General features: G+C 37.7%; 15 protein-coding genes. 7 read left to right on the forward strand and 8 right to left on the reverse strand.

All coding sequences use genetic code 11. From position 1 onward, the window contains the following. Positions 1-653: 653 nt before the first annotated feature. On the reverse strand, positions 654-1,961 hold the full coding sequence (locus ACFIQC_RS04670) for an MFS family transporter (protein WP_375706797.1): 1,308 nt from the start codon (positions 1,959-1,961) through the stop codon (positions 654-656). 213 nt (positions 1,962-2,174) lie between these two features. Between ACFIQC_RS04670 and ACFIQC_RS04675 the strand changes: the two genes are divergently transcribed. The 7 genes from ACFIQC_RS04675 to ACFIQC_RS04705 all read left to right on the forward strand — a co-directional run bounded on the left by ACFIQC_RS04675 (position 2,175) and on the right by ACFIQC_RS04705 (position 10,999). Further along, positions 2,175-2,969: a thymidylate synthase gene (locus tag ACFIQC_RS04675; RefSeq protein ID WP_375612017.1), complete on the forward strand. Its 795-nt coding sequence runs from the start codon at positions 2,175-2,177 to the stop codon at positions 2,967-2,969. Further along, positions 2,966-3,475: a dihydrofolate reductase gene (locus tag ACFIQC_RS04680; protein WP_375706798.1), complete on the forward strand. Its 510-nt coding sequence runs from the start codon at positions 2,966-2,968 to the stop codon at positions 3,473-3,475. Before ACFIQC_RS04675 ends, ACFIQC_RS04680 begins: the two co-directional genes overlap by 4 nt. A gap of 119 nt (positions 3,476-3,594) precedes the next feature. After that, complete coding sequence (gene hflK, locus ACFIQC_RS04685; protein ID WP_375612019.1) at positions 3,595-4,734, forward strand: FtsH protease activity modulator HflK; 1,140 nt, start codon at positions 3,595-3,597, stop codon at positions 4,732-4,734. A gap of 2 nt (positions 4,735-4,736) precedes the next feature. Beyond that, complete coding sequence (gene hflC, locus ACFIQC_RS04690) at positions 4,737-5,675, forward strand: protease modulator HflC (protein ID WP_375621347.1); 939 nt, start codon at positions 4,737-4,739, stop codon at positions 5,673-5,675. A gap of 151 nt (positions 5,676-5,826) precedes the next feature. Next, positions 5,827-7,350: a Do family serine endopeptidase gene (locus ACFIQC_RS04695; RefSeq protein ID WP_375621346.1), complete on the forward strand. Its 1,524-nt coding sequence runs from the start codon at positions 5,827-5,829 to the stop codon at positions 7,348-7,350. Positions 7,351-8,056: 706 nt separating this feature from the next. Continuing rightward, the gene (gene miaA, locus ACFIQC_RS04700; protein ID WP_375706799.1) at positions 8,057-8,929 is read left to right on the forward strand and encodes a tRNA (adenosine(37)-N6)-dimethylallyltransferase MiaA; all 873 of its coding nucleotides are present in this window, start codon (positions 8,057-8,059) and stop codon (positions 8,927-8,929) included. A 270-nt stretch (positions 8,930-9,199) separates the two neighbouring features. Beyond that, the gene (locus tag ACFIQC_RS04705) at positions 9,200-10,999 is read left to right on the forward strand and encodes an acetolactate synthase 3 large subunit (RefSeq protein WP_375706800.1); all 1,800 of its coding nucleotides are present in this window, start codon (positions 9,200-9,202) and stop codon (positions 10,997-10,999) included. A gap of 670 nt (positions 11,000-11,669) precedes the next feature. On the opposite strand, the gene ACFIQC_RS04710 is transcribed toward ACFIQC_RS04705, so the two are convergent. The 7 genes from ACFIQC_RS04710 to ACFIQC_RS04740 form a co-directional block, all read right to left on the reverse strand. Continuing rightward, positions 11,670-12,194 carry a TauD/TfdA family dioxygenase gene (locus ACFIQC_RS04710; RefSeq protein ID WP_375706804.1) on the reverse strand — a complete coding sequence of 175 codons (525 nt, stop codon included), beginning with the start codon at positions 12,192-12,194 and terminating at the stop codon, positions 11,670-11,672. Further along, a complete protein-coding gene (locus ACFIQC_RS04715; protein ID WP_375706801.1) occupies positions 12,145-12,498 on the reverse strand; it encodes a hypothetical protein in 354 nt (117 codons plus the stop codon). Before ACFIQC_RS04715 ends, ACFIQC_RS04710 begins: the two co-directional genes overlap by 50 nt. A gap of 492 nt (positions 12,499-12,990) precedes the next feature. Further along, on the reverse strand, positions 12,991-13,230 hold the full coding sequence (locus tag ACFIQC_RS04720) for a hypothetical protein (RefSeq protein WP_375706802.1): 240 nt from the start codon (positions 13,228-13,230) through the stop codon (positions 12,991-12,993). Then, a complete protein-coding gene (locus tag ACFIQC_RS04725; RefSeq protein ID WP_375706803.1) occupies positions 13,227-13,385 on the reverse strand; it encodes a hypothetical protein in 159 nt (52 codons plus the stop codon). Before ACFIQC_RS04725 ends, ACFIQC_RS04720 begins: the two co-directional genes overlap by 4 nt. 88 nt (positions 13,386-13,473) lie before the next feature. Further along, complete coding sequence (locus ACFIQC_RS04730; protein ID WP_375621342.1) at positions 13,474-13,902, reverse strand: MFS transporter; 429 nt, start codon at positions 13,900-13,902, stop codon at positions 13,474-13,476. Positions 13,903-14,131: 229 nt separating this feature from the next. Continuing rightward, the gene (locus ACFIQC_RS04735; RefSeq protein ID WP_375629925.1) at positions 14,132-15,058 is read right to left on the reverse strand and encodes a D-2-hydroxyacid dehydrogenase family protein; all 927 of its coding nucleotides are present in this window, start codon (positions 15,056-15,058) and stop codon (positions 14,132-14,134) included. A 236-nt stretch (positions 15,059-15,294) separates the two neighbouring features. Then, positions 15,295-16,332: a tyrosine-type recombinase/integrase gene (locus ACFIQC_RS04740; protein WP_375621395.1), complete on the reverse strand. Its 1,038-nt coding sequence runs from the start codon at positions 16,330-16,332 to the stop codon at positions 15,295-15,297. Positions 16,333-16,426: the final 94 nt, after the last annotated feature.

The raw sequence follows: 16,426 nt of genomic DNA on the forward strand, positions 1-16,426 counted from the left end.
CTGACTATTGCATGCTAGGTTGGTGTATCAGTTAAAATACTTTTTAGGAATGATCTTAAGTGTTAAGGGGGAGTACAATATTAAGAGTTCCTCAATAGTATAATGATAGCGGCTTGCACTTTTATTAAGTGTAAAGAGAGTGATGCCCATGTTTATACTTTACGGGGCTTTTACGTGATGTCATTCACGGGTGCCGTTGTGAAATGGAGTTGGGTGCATTGAGAAATGTTTCTCAAAAAAGTGTGCGAATTTATAATAAAATGGTATTTTCTATTTTTCATGAAAGGATTTGTTTTGCATGAGGGGGTACTATTAAGAACGTATTAAACAAAATCATGAGTGTAATCTTTATTATTGATAAAATTTCTTGAAAGATAATCACTTTTCTTCGATTTTGAGTGGGCATGGGAATATTAAAATAAATCAAACGTTTTTTATCTTCAGTGAATTAAATTCAGCTAAAGAAGTATTTATTACATAATAATATGAAGCCATTTATTTTTATAAGCGGCGTGTGCAGGAGGGAACATTGCTTCTTTAGAGTGTTTGAAGGGATAAAAAATTGTGAGCTTTAAACTTCTATCGGAAAGGATATAAAAAAGCCCAGTACTCCGGGCTTTTTTATTAAAATCCTTGTTTGTTAACATTAAAGGTTAATGAATATCGTCTCCTTGTAAATACCCTTTTTTGCGAGCATCTGGCATTAAGAGAACAGCAATGAATGCAATAATCATCATGCCGGTTATATAAAAATAGAAGACAGATTCATATCCAAGATCTTTTAATCCAAGCGCGACATATTCAGCAGAACCGCCAAACAGTGCGTTGGCAATAGCATAAGAGAGCCCAACTCCTATTGCTCGTACTGAAGCGGGAAACATTTCTGATTTTACAATGCCAGAGATAGATGTATAAAAGCTCATAATGCAGAGCATTCCAGTAATGACTGATAAAGCAATCCATGTACTATTAGTACTACCAATCATATTAAGTCCAGGAATGGTAAAGATAATAGATAAGACACTCCAAATAAGGAGTGAAGTTCTTGTTCCAATTTTATCTGCAAGAGCACCAAAGAGGGGTTGGAGTAACATGAAAACAAAGAGTGCAGCTGTCATGATTGTTGTGGCTGTATGTTTATCAAAGCCAGTGGTTGTGATCAGATATTTCTGCATGTAAGTCGTATAGGTGTAGAATGTGAGCGATCCTCCAGCTGTAAAGCCAATAACCAGAAAGAAAGCTTTTCGGTGGTTGCTCAGAAGTCCCCTAATACTACCAGCTTGTGCACTAGAACGACTTTCTTTGGTCGTTGTCTCATGGAGTGTGCGGCGTAGATAAATCGCAACAATTGCGCCGCATCCACCAATGGCAAATGGAATACGCCAGCCCCACGCTTTTAGCTGATCTTCGGTGAGATAAAGCGCTAAAATGAATATAACGAGACTGGCTAGAAGTTGACCTCCAATCAGTGTGGTATATTGGAAAGAGCTAAAAAATCCGCGGCGATTTTTGAGGGCGACTTCGCTCATATAAGTTGCTGTTGTACCATATTCACCACCGACAGAAAGCCCCTGAAGCATTCTGAGTAAAAGTAAAAGAATTCCTGCTGCCATTCCAATGGTTTCATAGGTAGGAAGTAGGGCGATTAAGAACGAACCACCACACATCATAAAAACAGAGATAAGCATTGAGCGTTTGCGTCCGTAACGATCGGCAATGAAGCCAAAAAGCCATCCGCCGATTGGGCGCATAAGAAAACCAATAGCAAAAACACCCGCCGCTTTTAAAAGTTGCGTAACGTCATTGCCATCTGAGGGAAAGAATTGTGATGCAAAATAAATAGATGTAAAGGAATAAACATAAAAGTCATACCATTCTACTAGATTACCTGATGCACTGGACACGATAGCCCAGATACGTTTTCTTGTATCATGTGGTTTTAAAGCTTCTTGTTTTTCCATAGTCGATCCCTTTATTTGATGTTCATCCATCTTTGTTCATTTATGTCATTTTTTTAGAAGCTGTCTATAGTATTTTATCTTTTGCATCAAAAATTTAGTCAGATCATGATAATTTCTTGTGTAAGATGTTTTTGGAAAAAGATTTGAATTATGTTTGTACGGATTTTACAGTTTTTATTTTCTATAATAAGAAGAATCGGACATAATACCCTCATGAAATCATATCTTGCTCTTTTATCTCATGTTTTAAATCAGGGTATTGATCGGACAGATCGAACGGGTGTTGGAACGCGATCTATCTTTGGGTATCAGATGCGCTTTGATTTACAAGCAGGATTTCCGTTGTTGACAACAAAGAAACTACACTTACGTTCAATTATTTATGAACTTTTGTGGTTTCTTAAAGGCGATACAAATATCGCTTGGTTGAAAGAGCATGGTGTGTCAATTTGGGACGAGTGGGCTGATGAAAAGGGAAATCTTGGTCCTGTTTATGGTTATCAGTGGCGTTCTTGGCCTGCTCCTGATGGACGCCATATTGATCAAATTAACAATCTTTTAACGATGATTAAGGAAACGCCAGATTCTCGTCGCTTGATTGTATCAGCTTGGAATCCTGCATTAATAGAGGAAATGGCGTTGCCTCCGTGTCATTGTCTTTTTCAATTTTACATTGCGGAGGGGAAATTATCTTGTCAACTTTATCAGCGTTCGGCGGATATTTTCTTAGGTGTTCCATTCAATATTGCATCCTACGCATTGCTAACGATGATGATTGCGCAAGTAAGCGGTCTTAAAGTAGGCGATTTTATTCATACTCTGGGAGATGCTCATCTTTATTCTAATCATTTTGAACAGGCAAAATATCAATTGTCTCGTAGACCAAATGCTTTGCCATGTATGCGCATAAATCCAGCGGTAACAGATCTTTTTTCTTTTCAATTTGAGGATTTTGAGTTGCTTAATTATGAAGCACAACCCCATATTAAAGCGCCGGTAGCAATATGATGATTTCCATTTGTTTAATTGCTGCTGTTGCAGAAAATGGTGTTATCGGTCGTGAAGGTGTAATGCCGTGGCATTTATCAACGGATTTGCAACGCTTTAAAGCTTTGACATTGGGTAAGCCCATTGTTATGGGGCGAAAAACTTGGGATTCTATTGGGAGACCTTTACCAGGGCGTACAAATATCGTTATTACTCGTGATTGTACCTTTTGTGCTGAAGGGGCTGTTGTTGCTCACTCTTTATCGCAAGCTTGTTCTCTTGCAACAAATGTTGCTTCTCAAAATGATGTAGAGGAAATTTTTATTATTGGTGGTGGTGAAATTTTTCAACAAGGGTTGCATATGGCTGATAAAATATTCCTTACAGAAGTTTTAGCTTCTATAGAAGGTGATAGTTTTTTTCCTGTTTTTGATAAAGAAAAGTGGACTATTGTGCAAACACAAGATATTCCAAAAGGGGATAAAGATAGTCATCCGACACGTTTTGTTGTTTATGAGCGGAAATAATTTTTTGTAATATGAAGTGGAAGGGTTTATCAGTTGTATTGTAATGAGGTAAGAGACACCCTATAAGATCAAGCAAATGGTTGGTGTTCGAGTAGTGGTAATCAGTTAAAGAGGTGATAATGCCCTGGACAAATCAAAATGGTGGTGGCCCGTGGAGTGGCGATAAAAACAGTGGTGACAAAAAAACACCAGCTAAGAATCTCTTTGGTTCTGGTGGCGGTAATGGTGGCGAAAATGGTCCTAATCTTAATGAAATTTTGCGCAAAGGGCAGGATCAATTTAAACAATTCGGGAGAAGTAGTTTTTCTGTTTTATTCCTTCTGCTTATTGTGTTTTTTTGGCTATATCAGTCAATTTATATTGTTCAGCAAAATGAACAAGCGGTAGAGTTGCGTTTTGGCATCCCTAAAGAAGGCATTATTGGTGATGGGTTGCATTTTCATTTTTGGCCAATTGAGACCTATATGAAAGTCCCTTTAACGGAAAAAACAATCGCGATTGGTGGGAAGCCCGGTCAGGCGCAACAAAGTGATGGTTTAATGCTTTCGAGTGATCAAAATATCGTTAATGTTAATTTTTCCGTTTATTACCGGATTTCATACCCTAGTCAGTTTTTATTCAATGTGAATGATCAAGAGGGAACTGTCCGCCAAGTTGCTGAGAGTGCAATGCGTGAGGTCATTGGTTCGCGGCCGGTTGATGATGTTTTACGTGACAAGAAAGAAGAAGTTGCTAATGACGTTAGAAAGATTATCCAGTTGACTGTGGATAAATATCAACTTGGTGTCGAAATAAGCCGTGTTTCTATCAGTGAAGCTGCTCCTCCGACAAAGGTTGCTGCTGCGTTTAATTCTGTTCAGCAGGCGGAGCAGGAACGTGGAAGAATGATTGAAGAGGGGAATCGTGTGCGTTTTACGAAAATTGGTTTAGCAAATGGTGAAGCTTCACGCACACGGGAAATCGCAAAAGGTGAAAAGGCACAAATGGTTGAAGAGGCAACAGGGCGTGCTGAACGTTTTCAGGCGATAGCTCGAGAGGCTGCGATTTCACCAGAAGCTGCTCGCTACCGTCTCTATATGGAGACGATGGGGCGGATTCTTTCTTCACCAAATAAGCTGGTTCTTGATCAGGCAAATTCTCCAGCGGTGCCTTATTTACCTTTGAATGAATTGTTGCGTAGCAAGTCATCGGAAAAAGTAAAGGCAACAGCAGCGCGTCCTGCGTTACTCTTAGATTCTCGTATTTCTGGAGGAGATTAATTATGCAGCAATCTCGCTTTTTGTTTGTTTTTAGTGCTATAGTGTTTGTTTTGATGATTTTGTGGATGTCCGTATTTATCGTCTATCCTCGTCAACAAGTAGCAATTAAGCGTTTTGGACAAATTGTTCAGGTAGAATCTAATCCTGGAATCTATTTCAAGGCGCCCTTTATCGATAAGATGATCATTGTTGATAATCGGTTATTGCGTTACGATGTTCCTACACAATCTGTACAGGTTCGTGGTGGTGCGTATTATGAGGTGGATGCGTTCTTTATTTACCGTATTACAGATCCTAAGTTGTTTTTACAGCGCATTGCTTCTGGGCGTCCACAAATTGCGGCACGTGAAAACCTTGCACCACGGTTTATTGACGCTTTGCGTGCTGTTTATGGTAAGCGAGAATTTAAAGCAGCCTTATCGGATGAACGAGGCGCGATGATGGCTGAAGTACAGAAGCAATTTTCTGTAGATGCAGGCTCGTTGGGTATTACCATTGTTGATGTGCGTATTCGTAAAACCGATTTGACTGATGCTGTTTCAGAAGATGTCTATCGGCAAATGGCAGCTGAACGTGAAGCTGCTGCGGAAAATATCCGGGCTCGTGGTCAGCAGGAGCGAGATCGTATTGTGGCAGAAGCTAATCGTGAATATGAAGAAATTGTAGCAGCTGCAAAGCGTGATGCTGAAATTACCCGCGGTGAAGGTCAAGCTGAAAGTATTCGTCTTTTATTGAATGCGAGGGAGGCTAATCCGTCTTTTTACGATTTTTGGTTGGCGATGGAACAATACAAGAATTTAGAGAAAACACCGATGGTGATTTCTCCAAATGAGGATTTCTTTTTCTATTTTCGTAATCCGCCGCAGGCAAATAAAGCATTCTTACCGACAATGAATACTGGCTTCAGTAAAACTGATCCAAAATCGGGAGAGAATAGATAAAATAATGGATTGCAGATACGAGATTTTGCATGAAAAGAATGATCTGTGACCATTTTCTTTTATGGTAAAAGTGGTAGAGAGTATCGAGCCGTGCTGGTTTTACGTAGATAAATTTAGTGGGGCTCTTTGCATCTTTGATTAAAGGCATGTCATGGATAGAAGTGTCGTGAGTAAAAATACGTTTTTAAAGTTTTTTATCACAAGAGTTGTTTTTTGTGTGACTTTGTTTCTATCAGGATCAGTGAGTTTGTCTTGGGGAGCCGAGACAAGCAAGGCATTGCTTTCTATTCCTGATTTAGCTTCTGAGCTTTTGGAAACAGTTGTGAATATTTCTACGGCGCAGACTGTTGAAGGAACAGAACAGGATGCAAACACCTCGGTACCCGTTATCCCAAAAGGTTCATTGCTGGAGGAATATTTCAGTGATTTTTTTACACCCAAGGATGGTCAAAAAGATAGTCAATTTCAAAAGGTGCGTTCTTTAGGGTCTGGTTTTGTGATTGATGCGCAAAAAGGGATTATTGTTACAAACTATCATGTTATTGTAGATGCTGATGATATTGAAGTTAATTTTACGGATGGTACAAAACTAAAGGCAAAGCTTCTTGGAAAGGATAGCAAAACTGATTTGGCGTTGCTTCAAGTCGATGCAGGAAGTAAAAAATTAAAAGCTGTGCGTTTTGGTGACTCAGAAAAAGCACGTATTGGTGACTGGGTTATGGCTATTGGTAATCCTTATGGTTTTGGTGGAAGTGTGACGGTTGGTATTATTTCTGCACGTAACCGTGATCTTAATGCTGGTCCCTATGATAATTTTATTCAAACAGATGCAGCAATTAATCGGGGAAATTCTGGTGGGCCGTTATTTGATAGAAATGGTGAAGTCATTGGCATTAATACAGCAATTGTTTCACCTTCGGGAGGATCTATCGGTATTGGATTTGCTATTCCATCGGATATGGCTCTTTCTGTTATTAATCAATTGCGTGATTTTGGAGAAATAAGGCGTGGTTGGTTGGCTATTCGTATTCAGCCGGTAACAGAGGATATTGCAAAAAGTTTAAAATTGGACAATGCTGTGGGAGCATTGGTGGCTGGTAAAATAGAACAGACGGAAGAAAATAATGTAGATAATAGCCAGTTACAAACTGGAGATGTTATTCTTTCCTTTGGTAATTCCAAAATTAAGCATGCACGTGATTTGCCGCGTTTAGTTGCAGAAAGTTCAGAAGGAAAAGTGGTGGACGTTACTATTTTACGCAATGGGCAAGAAGCAACAGTAAAAGTTAAGCTTGGACGTTTGATTGAAACAGATCCAAATGAAGATACAGAAGAAGTTGATGATAAAAAAAATCAAGATTTGTCGAAAAACGTGACAATGCAATTTATGGGAATGACGTTATCTGAACTGACAGAGGATTTGCGTCATCGTTATTCAATTTCAGATAAACTTCGAGGACTAGTGGTGACATCTGTTGCACAAAATAGTGCAGCGGATAAAAAGCGTATTCGCGTTGGTGAAGTGATTGTTGATATCAATCAGAGTTCTATCACAACAATTGATGAGGCTAAAAAACGTATTCATAAATTACGTGAAGCTGGACGCAAAAATGCTCTATTTATTGTAGCACGTCCAGATGGAGAGTTACGGTTCGTAACGCTCCTAATGGATTGATCCTTAAAAAATTATTTTTTGTTTTTTATCAGCCTTAGTGTGTGGGATATTTTGCAAGTCAGCCATGTGATGTCCAATATTTCTCAAGCTCATTTCACGATAGAGAGCATGGGGTGTGCAATATAAAATCTATTGGAAATCATTATATCTTTATGCTGAATATCAAAGTATAAATTGGTGTCATCATAGTATTTTTCAGTTCTCAATATTGTAACAGCCTAGACTTTGAAATGCTGCATAAGAGATATTGGTACACCTTTCTTAAGTCAATTTTTATCTCTGCTTGTGATGCGCAAGTAAATGGTATTGATATGATGCTTTATGAGGCTCTTATTATAAACCGGCTTAGCATGCTATTTTTATAGGAAAAAATAAAGCTATTTGATTGTATAGATTAAACTTAGTATTATTTTCATAAATGATGACAAAGAGTATATTTTTAATGGCCTTAACGAACAGAATTATTATAGCTGTGGTTTGTTATTGAATTACGATAGCAAAAAATGCTTGGAAATTCCTTTGGTGTTGTTATTAAGTCCATTTTTTCTTTTTTATAAGTTTCATAAGGGGCTTTGTCTTAAGGGGAATTTGTGTTCGTATTTTTTGTTTGAAGTATTTACTCTATGATAATGGAGAGAAAATACAGGAAGGCTTTGGGGGTGTCTGCATGTTGTAATAAATTATTGATTGGGAGAAATTGCTATTCATGGCACAGAGAACAGTTACATTAATAGCGGGGCCAACGGCAAGTGGGAAGTCAGAACTTGCCTTGCAAATGGCTCAAGAAAAAAATGCTCTCATTATTAATACTGATTCAATGCAGGTTTATGATGTTTTAAATATTTTAACGGCACGGCCGGGGGAGGCTGATACCGCGATTGTTCCCCATTATCTTTATGGTCATGTGAGTCCTATTTTGAATTATTCGGTAGGGCAATGGTTGTGTGATGTCGAGAAGCTATTGACTACTTTTTCTTTAAGATCAGTTATTTTTGTTGGTGGGACAGGACTTTATTTTCGTGCTCTTTTAGAGGGGATTTCGGAAATCCCTCATGTTCCAGATGTTGTGCGGCAGAAGTGGCGTTTGCTGCTTGATAAAGAGGGACCTGAAAGTCTTTATCGCCAGTTGTTGCAGATTGATGCTGTTGTTGCTGAAAAAATTTCTTCGCACGATAGACAGCGTATTGTCCGTGCTTTGGAAGTTTATGATGCAACCGGTAAGACGCTCAGTTGGTGGCAGAAACAAAAAACAACACCTATCATTGCGCCGAATTTGACCGAAAAAATTCTTCTCATGCCACCACGTTCTCTGCTTTATGAACGTATTCATAAACGCTTGGATTCTATGATTGAAAGAGGAGCTTTAGAAGAAGTGGTGGCTATGAAAAAACTTAAACTTTCCCCTTCTTTACCAGCAATGAAGGCTATTGGTATACCTGAATTTATGGCTTATTTGGATGGACATAGAAGCTTTGAGAATGCTCTTGAAGCGGTAAAAATACAAACGAGGAGATATGCAAAAAGACAAATGACATGGTTTCGTAATCAATTTGATGAAGAATGGATGCTTACTTTTTGATACAAGAGTTAGAGCTTTGCAAAGAAACTTATCGAAAGATAAAAGATAATTCGTGAAAAAGAAATTTTTTAGAAAATATAATTTTTTATTGACGAATGGTATCAATGGAATTAGAAATCTCTCTACAAGGAATTTTTTATATATTTTATACGTTGGAATAATGGGGGTAATCATACAGTATGTGTTGTGTAATGGGCTCCTTTGGGGGCTTTTTTTATGGGCTCCGTTAGGGGCTTTTTTATTGTCCTATAAAGTAGGTGAGTGGGAAAAATGAGAAATGATCCAAGAAAGCAAGAGAGTGCAGATGGAAAAATAATGTCGGGCGCTGAAATAGTGGTTCAAGCTCTTATAGATCAAGGCGTTGAACATATTTTTGGTTATCCTGGTGGGGCTGTTTTGCCTATTTTTGATGTTCTTTATCACCAAGATACACTCCAGCATATTTTGGTGCGCCATGAACAAGCTGCAGGGCATGCAGCTGAAGGCTATGCACGCAGCACAGGGAAGGTAGGGGTTATGCTTGTGACTTCTGGTCCAGGGGCAACGAATGCTGTTACACCTTTGCAAGATGCTCTTATGGATTCGATACCTCTTATTTGTTTTTCTGGGCAGGTGTCAACAACGGTGATTGGAACAAATGCTTTTCAAGAGGCTGATACAGTTGGAATTACAAAGCCTTGTACGAAGCGTAATTGGCTGGTTAAAAATGTCAATGATCTTGCGGCTATTATTCATGAAGCTTTTTTTCTTGCTCAATCAGGTCGTCCTGGGCCGGTTTTGATTGATATTCCTAAGGATGTTCAATTTGCTTCAGGATTTTATAGAGCACCTCAAGTTCAGGAGTCTTTACATTCTTTTCCATCGTTGAAAGGGAATACTAAGGCTATTGAATCTGCCGTTTCTCTTTTAGTTGAGGCAAAACGCCCTATTATTTATTCTGGAGGTGGTGTTATTTCATCGGGGATGAAAGCTATACAGCTTTTACGTAATTTGGTTCAATTGGGGGATTTTCCGATTACTTCAACATTAATGGGACTTGGTGCTTATCCTGCTTCCGGTAAAAATTGGCTTGGAATGCTTGGAATGCATGGAACCTATGAGGCTAATATGGCCATGCATGATTGTGATGTCATGTTAGCTGTTGGAGCACGATTTGATGATCGTATCACTGGGCGCCTTGATGCATTTGCACCTCATGCGCGTATTATTCATATTGATATTGACCCTTCTTCTATCAATAAAATTGTAAAAGCAGAAGTTCCAATTATTGGTGATGTGGCTTGTGTTTTAGGAGATATGACGCAACTCTTAAAGATACAGCAACCAGCGTTTAACAGTGAAGTCCGTGAGGCGTGGTGGACGCAAATTAACCGTTGGAAAACTCGTAATTCATTGGCATATGCGGAGAAAAAAGATGTCATTATGCCGCAATATGCTCTTGAACGGCTGTATGCTTTTACCAAAGATGCGAATGCTTATATTACAACGGATGTCGGGCAGCATCAGATGTGGGCAGCACAGTATTATCATTTTGATGAACCAAAACATTGGATGACTTCTGGTGGTCTTGGAACGATGGGATATGGTTTACCTGCTGCTATAGGTGTTCAAATAGCGCATCCTGATGCGCTTGTTGTGTGTATTTCTGGTGATGCCTCCATTCAGATGAATATTCAAGAGCTTGCAACAGCTATTCAGCATGACACACCGGTGAAAATTTTCATTTTAAATAATCAGTATATGGGAATGGTCCGCCAGTGGCAGCAATTGCTGCATGGTAATCGTCTTTCTCATTCTTATACGGAATCTATGCCTGACTTTGTGAAATTGGCACAAGCTTATGGAGCCGTGGGAATTCATTGTTCAAAACCCGATGAACTTGATGATAAAATTCAGCAGATGATTGACTGTGATAGGCCTGTTCTTTTTGATTGTCGTGTTTATCATTTAGAAAACTGTTTTCCTATGATCCCATCGGGATGTGCTCATAATGAGATGTTATTACCCGATGAGGCAAGCGAAGAAGCTATTGCAAATGCTATTTCTTCCGAGGGAAAGATTCTTGTATAAAATGAATATGTTAACAAAATAGTGAAGAATGGTGATGATGAAGTCTTTGGAGTTTTCATCTCTGTCTCTTCTTTGTGGAGAGTTCCTATTATCCTTAGAGCTCATTTTATGATTTTCATTCTTTGTTTAAAGATATGGGGTGTATTATTATTTGTTCATCTAAAAAATGTTATAAGTCGTGTGCCCAATTATGTTTGAATTTATTTGTACGCGATGTTTGTTTTTTTAATTCATATGTTCACATTAATAGCTATTTCGTTGCATTTTTTAGATAATACATTGAATTATCTGTTATAAATTAATTATGTTGTCTCATATATGAATGATTTCATCGTGCAAGAAAAAAAGCCACACTGCTTGAAGGGTGCAACCATGCAAGCCATTATGCCTATGAAAACAATAGAAAAGTTTGTTACTATGTTTTGGTTTTGCATTATGAAATTACTCAAAATTCCTCTTTCAAGGGCTTGATAGGAGAATCCTCCAAGCGGCTTGAAAGGAAGGGCAAAAATAACAAAGATCAAATGCAGTCATAGAAAATCAATTGGCCACCATAGCTTATAATCAGGTAGTAGCCTCACCTGATTATGCGGGAGAAATCTATACATATGAGATGTATCGTCAATATATAAACCAGAAGAATACTCAACATCATATCATTATCAGGACATTAACATTGAAAATCAAATACTCTTTCTTTTATTTGTTCTACATATCTATGATTCCATAAATCTGCAGACACAAACACTCTTTGAATCCATCGCATTGGATTTTCATAACGATCAAATGATCCAAAAAATTTATCTCTAGAGTGTAGAGCCATTCTGTTATCAATGTATAATAATCTTCCTGGTTGTACATCAATTCCAAAAGATACAGCCTTAATAGCTTCATAAAAATGATCTAAAGCTTCCTTGGCTTTTTTTGATTGTGGCTCTAACATGCCCGGATAAAAAACAGCACTGATATCTGGGAATTCACCGTCCCCTTGAACTAGGGGCACTTTACTTGTAGAGATTACCCCATTTTTTCTCCATCTATAGGAAACATTAATTATATATAAATTATCCCTTAAGCTCCTCAAATCCTCCTCACTTAAAAGTTTTAGAGCGAGACGTGCATCAGATATTCTCGTTAACGGGCCATCAACACCATTGCGAACACCAGATAAAATTATCCCCTTTAGGAGATAAATTTAAATCCGTTATAAATTTTAGTGCAGCATTTTCTGTATGAAAATCTAACTCAACTTCAGATCCTAATCCTGTATAATCTTTTTTATTATCCTCTAAAGGAACTATGTTATTTACTATATGTTCGCCTTCAAACTTAATTGAATAAGGCTCTCCGATCAATAAAGAAAACATCATAATTAAATTTTCGCTAATATAGCCACTTTTACAAGACGCATCTAAATTATAAGGATTAGGTGACGTATTAATTTGTCTATCAATTGGAAGATTTTCAAAGATTAGATATGGTCTGGGAGTAATAGACACCTTTTGGTTCATAAGAATTGTTAATATTCTATGGGGTAGCAGCGAAAATGCTATTTTTTAGCTCAACCGAATATTCAATACCACCCGTATGGATCATAAATAACATGGTCTAAAGCCTCTCAAAGTTTGTCTCTTTCGATATTGCTCAACTCAAAAGTATTTTCATTTATCATTATAATTTCCTCCCCAATTATATTTCCCTACTTTCTTATTAAGAAAAGTGAAAAAACAATAATTAAAATCAGCCATGTTAGTAAATAAGTTTCTGTAAAATCTTGGATTAATCCAAATAATGGTGGAGTAGTAATAATTGCGATTTGATTTACAGATATTGCTAAACCCAGAGAAAACACAACGCTTTCTTTCGGCTTAAGAGTCTACAATATAAGCAGCCCAAGGGCCATACTATCCCATTCTTCCAAAAACTAACCAAGCAGATAAAATAGTTAAATAAATTATGGATCTACTCATGCCCAAAATTAATATTAAAAATCAAAAAACGACTGCAATCATACAAAACAAGACAGGAAAAAACCGTCCTTTTCTACAATGATCACTCCATGCTGCTAAAATAATTCTTCCTAAGGCACCAGAAGCCTGTGAAACAAAAAATAAATAAGTACTTTTATCTAAAGACAGGTGATAGATTCTATAAAAATAGATCGTTATAAAAATGGTTAAAACATATTGAACGATCACAAGTGAAACGCTTGGAAAAATAATATTCTTCATATGAAGCGCAGCCACATCGCAAGACGTGACCTTACATTTGCATAGAACGAAACTTTTGCCTTGCTTTCTGGAGCGATAGCGACAACTTTTGCTGGTGCGTGATAAAAAATAATAAATATACATCCCCCTAAAAAAGAAACGATGGCACCGACCAAAAACGCACCTTGTATGCCATAGACAAGGGCACTCGCAGGAATAACTATACCCAGCTAATGCCTCTACCTAATGGTAGCCCCGCCTGCCTTATTCCCATTGCAAATCCGCGTTGCGATTGTGGAAACCATGAAGAAACGGATTTAGCACTACCGAGTTGAGCAGAACTATAAATCCCCCTACAATTAGCAAACAAACCAAAAGGGAAATATAGTTATCTGCGATTGCTTCCAACAAAAGAGCGACAGAAACGCCGATCGCGCCAACTCCAATAATATAGTGCTCGTTAAACTTGTCTAGTAATTCACCAGCTACAAGTAATCCAATAATAGGTAGGAACTGTGCTGCTGAAGATAGTAAACCTATCTGAGAGTCACTAAGCGAGAAATCCTTCTTAAAAAATTCAGCTAAAGGACCAATCCCTTGAACAAAGAAGCAGGCTGATGCTTGAGCGATCGTGGCAACAAGTAATACAATCCATCTATAATAATTTTTTTCTATAAATTTATTATTGCCCACTATGCCCCCTCCAATTAAAGTGCATTCCAATGAAGTAGCCTTTTTTAATAATGATTGCAATAATAAATGAGGTATTTTATGCTGATTACATAAAAATCTGTCAATACGATTGGTATGAATATGAAAGCTAAGGAATATGCTTAATTTAAGGAAATAAGCTATTATGTGTCGTACAAATTTGATATGCTAGTGATATAAGATAATTTTACAAACATTGGCTCAGCCGGCATTAAGTGCTCTTTATAAAAGAAGCTATATTTTGGCAAGCTTTTTCAAAATAATTCTCAAAGCTTTCTTCAGTCACATAGCCCAGATGCGGTGTGCAAAGAACTCTATCTGATTGCAATAATTTGCTTTCATATACTGGCTCGCTGTCATAAACATCCAGTGCAAAGTAAATTGAATTTTCCAAACTTAGTATTTTTTCTATCGCCCCTTTTTCAACCAAAGCTGAACGCGCTGTGTTGACAAAAATAGCATGAGGTTTCATGCTCAATAGATCATCTAATTTTATGATTTCTCTGGTTTTATCGCTTAAACGTAAATGGACGGATATAACGTCAGGACGTGTAAAAAATTCATCTTTTGAATGCGTAAAATGATAACCTAAATTTTTTGCTTCTTGCGTTGAACGCTCGCTCCCATAAACCAAAATGGACATGCCAAAAGCTTGAGCATATTGAGCAACCATTTTACCAATACGGCCAAACCCGAATATTCCAAGAGTAGCCCCTTTCATTTGGTTGCCAAATGTTGTTTGCCATCGTCCTTTTTTCATATCAGATACAGATTTACAGAGTTTTCTACGCGCAGACATAATTAAGAGCCACGCAAATTCAGCAGCAGAAGTTGGATCTCCACCACCGTCTAATATTTCAATTCCTAAGTCTCTACAAGTTTCTATATCAATATGTGAACCTATAGGGCCTGTTTGGCAGATTAATTTTAAATTTGGCAGTTTCAGGAGAAGATTTCTATCAACTATAGTCCGCTCTCTGATTAAGATAAGAATATCTATCTCTTTGAGCTTATCTTCTAAATCACATTCTTTAGCTAAATTATTTATAACCAGCACTTCATGTGATGTCATTAATTTTGTAATAGACTGTAATGTTAGGGTGGCTTTTTGATAGTCATCTGGAATTAATATTTTCAATTTAAACCTCCCGTTTCATTCATCAATATTTGAGCTCATTATTTCATTTCTAAAACAACCAAAAAGCAATCTCATCGCTGATATTTTGACATAACGCCAAGCCTATTAACAAATTATATCCCTTGATTTATTGTTATTTCTAGCAACGGTAACAAATAATAATTAAATCAAAAAGTTATATTTGTAGTAAGGGATTAGGTGCTTATTGATTCTATTATGTTTTTTTATCTCTATCCCTAACTTTTTTGGAGCTTTTGTATCGATTCAAGGGAGAGTTTTTTGCGATCTGCGCTCTTGGTATAAAGAGATGCCATACTGTCATTTGTCCAGCCAAAGAGTGCTTTCAATTGTGATACTGTTGCACCAGAGTTAGCTGCGCGTGTTGCTGCTAATTTTCTTAAGCCATGCGCTGATTTTTTGATACCTGCTTGGGTACAAGCATTATAAAATGTAATTCCGAAGCTTTTTTTGGGTATTTTTTTCCCGCGTTTACCACAAATGAATGTTTCTTCTCCAATAGGACCAACTTCAAGCGTTTTGGCTAATTCCGGTAAAATAGGTAGAAAGACATCTGTTTTAAATTGGCTCTTTTCTGTTTTGATGTGAATGATATTATCTTTGACGTCTTTCCAGCCAATGCGGACCGCATCACCACGACGCAGACCCGTATATAAAAGAACATCAATCCAAACACGTTCATGGGTACCATGTGACCAGCGTTGGTAATATTTTTCAACATCTTCTTCTGTCCAAACGGGAAAGCCCTCTTTATTTTTAAGAGGAGGTCTTGTGATACCTAAAGTAGGGTTGCTTTCCAAAAGTCCGTGTTCAATTGCCCATTTAAAAAGCCCATTTAGGGATTGTAGAAAGTCTCTAGCCATTGCTGGTGTTTCTTTGCGCCGTTCAACACCGGCTATGATATGTTTCTTTTCGATTGCTTGGTATGAAATGTGACCTATAGTATCGCACACTTTCATAAGAGTGTATTCTCTTTGTTTCTTTGTGGCTTTAGCGAGGTTATGCCAATTGGAGCTATTAAAATACTGTTTAAGGAGCCATGCGAATGAACCTTCGACTAGCTTACCAGTTTTTGATTTAGGAAGTATAAGCCCTTGTAACTCGGCAAGTGCGCTTTTGTAGTTGTCAACAAACTCTTGCGTTCCATAGGTTCCGCGGATTCTAATACGTGGTCCATGACCAATACGTACATACCATATAATTTTACCATGACGTGTGACTTCTTTGACAAGATGAGGAGGACGTGGTTTTGGCATGGTATTTTACATCTTAAAGAGTGCGGTTTCGTAATATTCATTCTTTGACAAATCTAAAAGTTTGTCTGGGTGGCTAACTGAATTTGGTATTGGA

This window comes from Bartonella sp. AA126HLJHH, assembly GCF_042197425.1.
In the GTDB taxonomy this organism is placed as follows: Bacteria; Pseudomonadota; Alphaproteobacteria; order Rhizobiales; family Rhizobiaceae; genus Bartonella.

What these genes read in the sequence shown, in the direction of transcription:
- ACFIQC_RS04670 (WP_375706797.1), bottom strand. Translation starts at nt 1,961, where the DNA reads ATGGAAAAACAAGAAGCTTTAAAACCACATGATACAAGAAAACGTATC.
- hflK (WP_375612019.1), top strand. Translation starts at nt 3,595, where the DNA reads ATGCCCTGGACAAATCAAAATGGTGGTGGCCCGTGGAGTGGCGATAAA.
- ACFIQC_RS04740 (WP_375621395.1), bottom strand. Translation starts at nt 16,332, where the DNA reads ATGCCAAAACCACGTCCTCCTCATCTTGTCAAAGAAGTCACACGTCAT.
- hflC (WP_375621347.1), top strand. Translation starts at nt 4,737, where the DNA reads ATGCAGCAATCTCGCTTTTTGTTTGTTTTTAGTGCTATAGTGTTTGTT.
- ACFIQC_RS04680 (WP_375706798.1), top strand. Translation starts at nt 2,966, where the DNA reads ATGATGATTTCCATTTGTTTAATTGCTGCTGTTGCAGAAAATGGTGTT.
- ACFIQC_RS04705 (WP_375706800.1), top strand. Translation starts at nt 9,200, where the DNA reads ATGAGAAATGATCCAAGAAAGCAAGAGAGTGCAGATGGAAAAATAATG.
- ACFIQC_RS04695 (WP_375621346.1), top strand. Translation starts at nt 5,827, where the DNA reads ATGGATAGAAGTGTCGTGAGTAAAAATACGTTTTTAAAGTTTTTTATC.
- miaA (WP_375706799.1), top strand. Translation starts at nt 8,057, where the DNA reads ATGGCACAGAGAACAGTTACATTAATAGCGGGGCCAACGGCAAGTGGG.
- ACFIQC_RS04675 (WP_375612017.1), top strand. Translation starts at nt 2,175, where the DNA reads ATGAAATCATATCTTGCTCTTTTATCTCATGTTTTAAATCAGGGTATT.
- ACFIQC_RS04720 (WP_375706802.1), bottom strand. Translation starts at nt 13,230, where the DNA reads ATGAAGAATATTATTTTTCCAAGCGTTTCACTTGTGATCGTTCAATAT.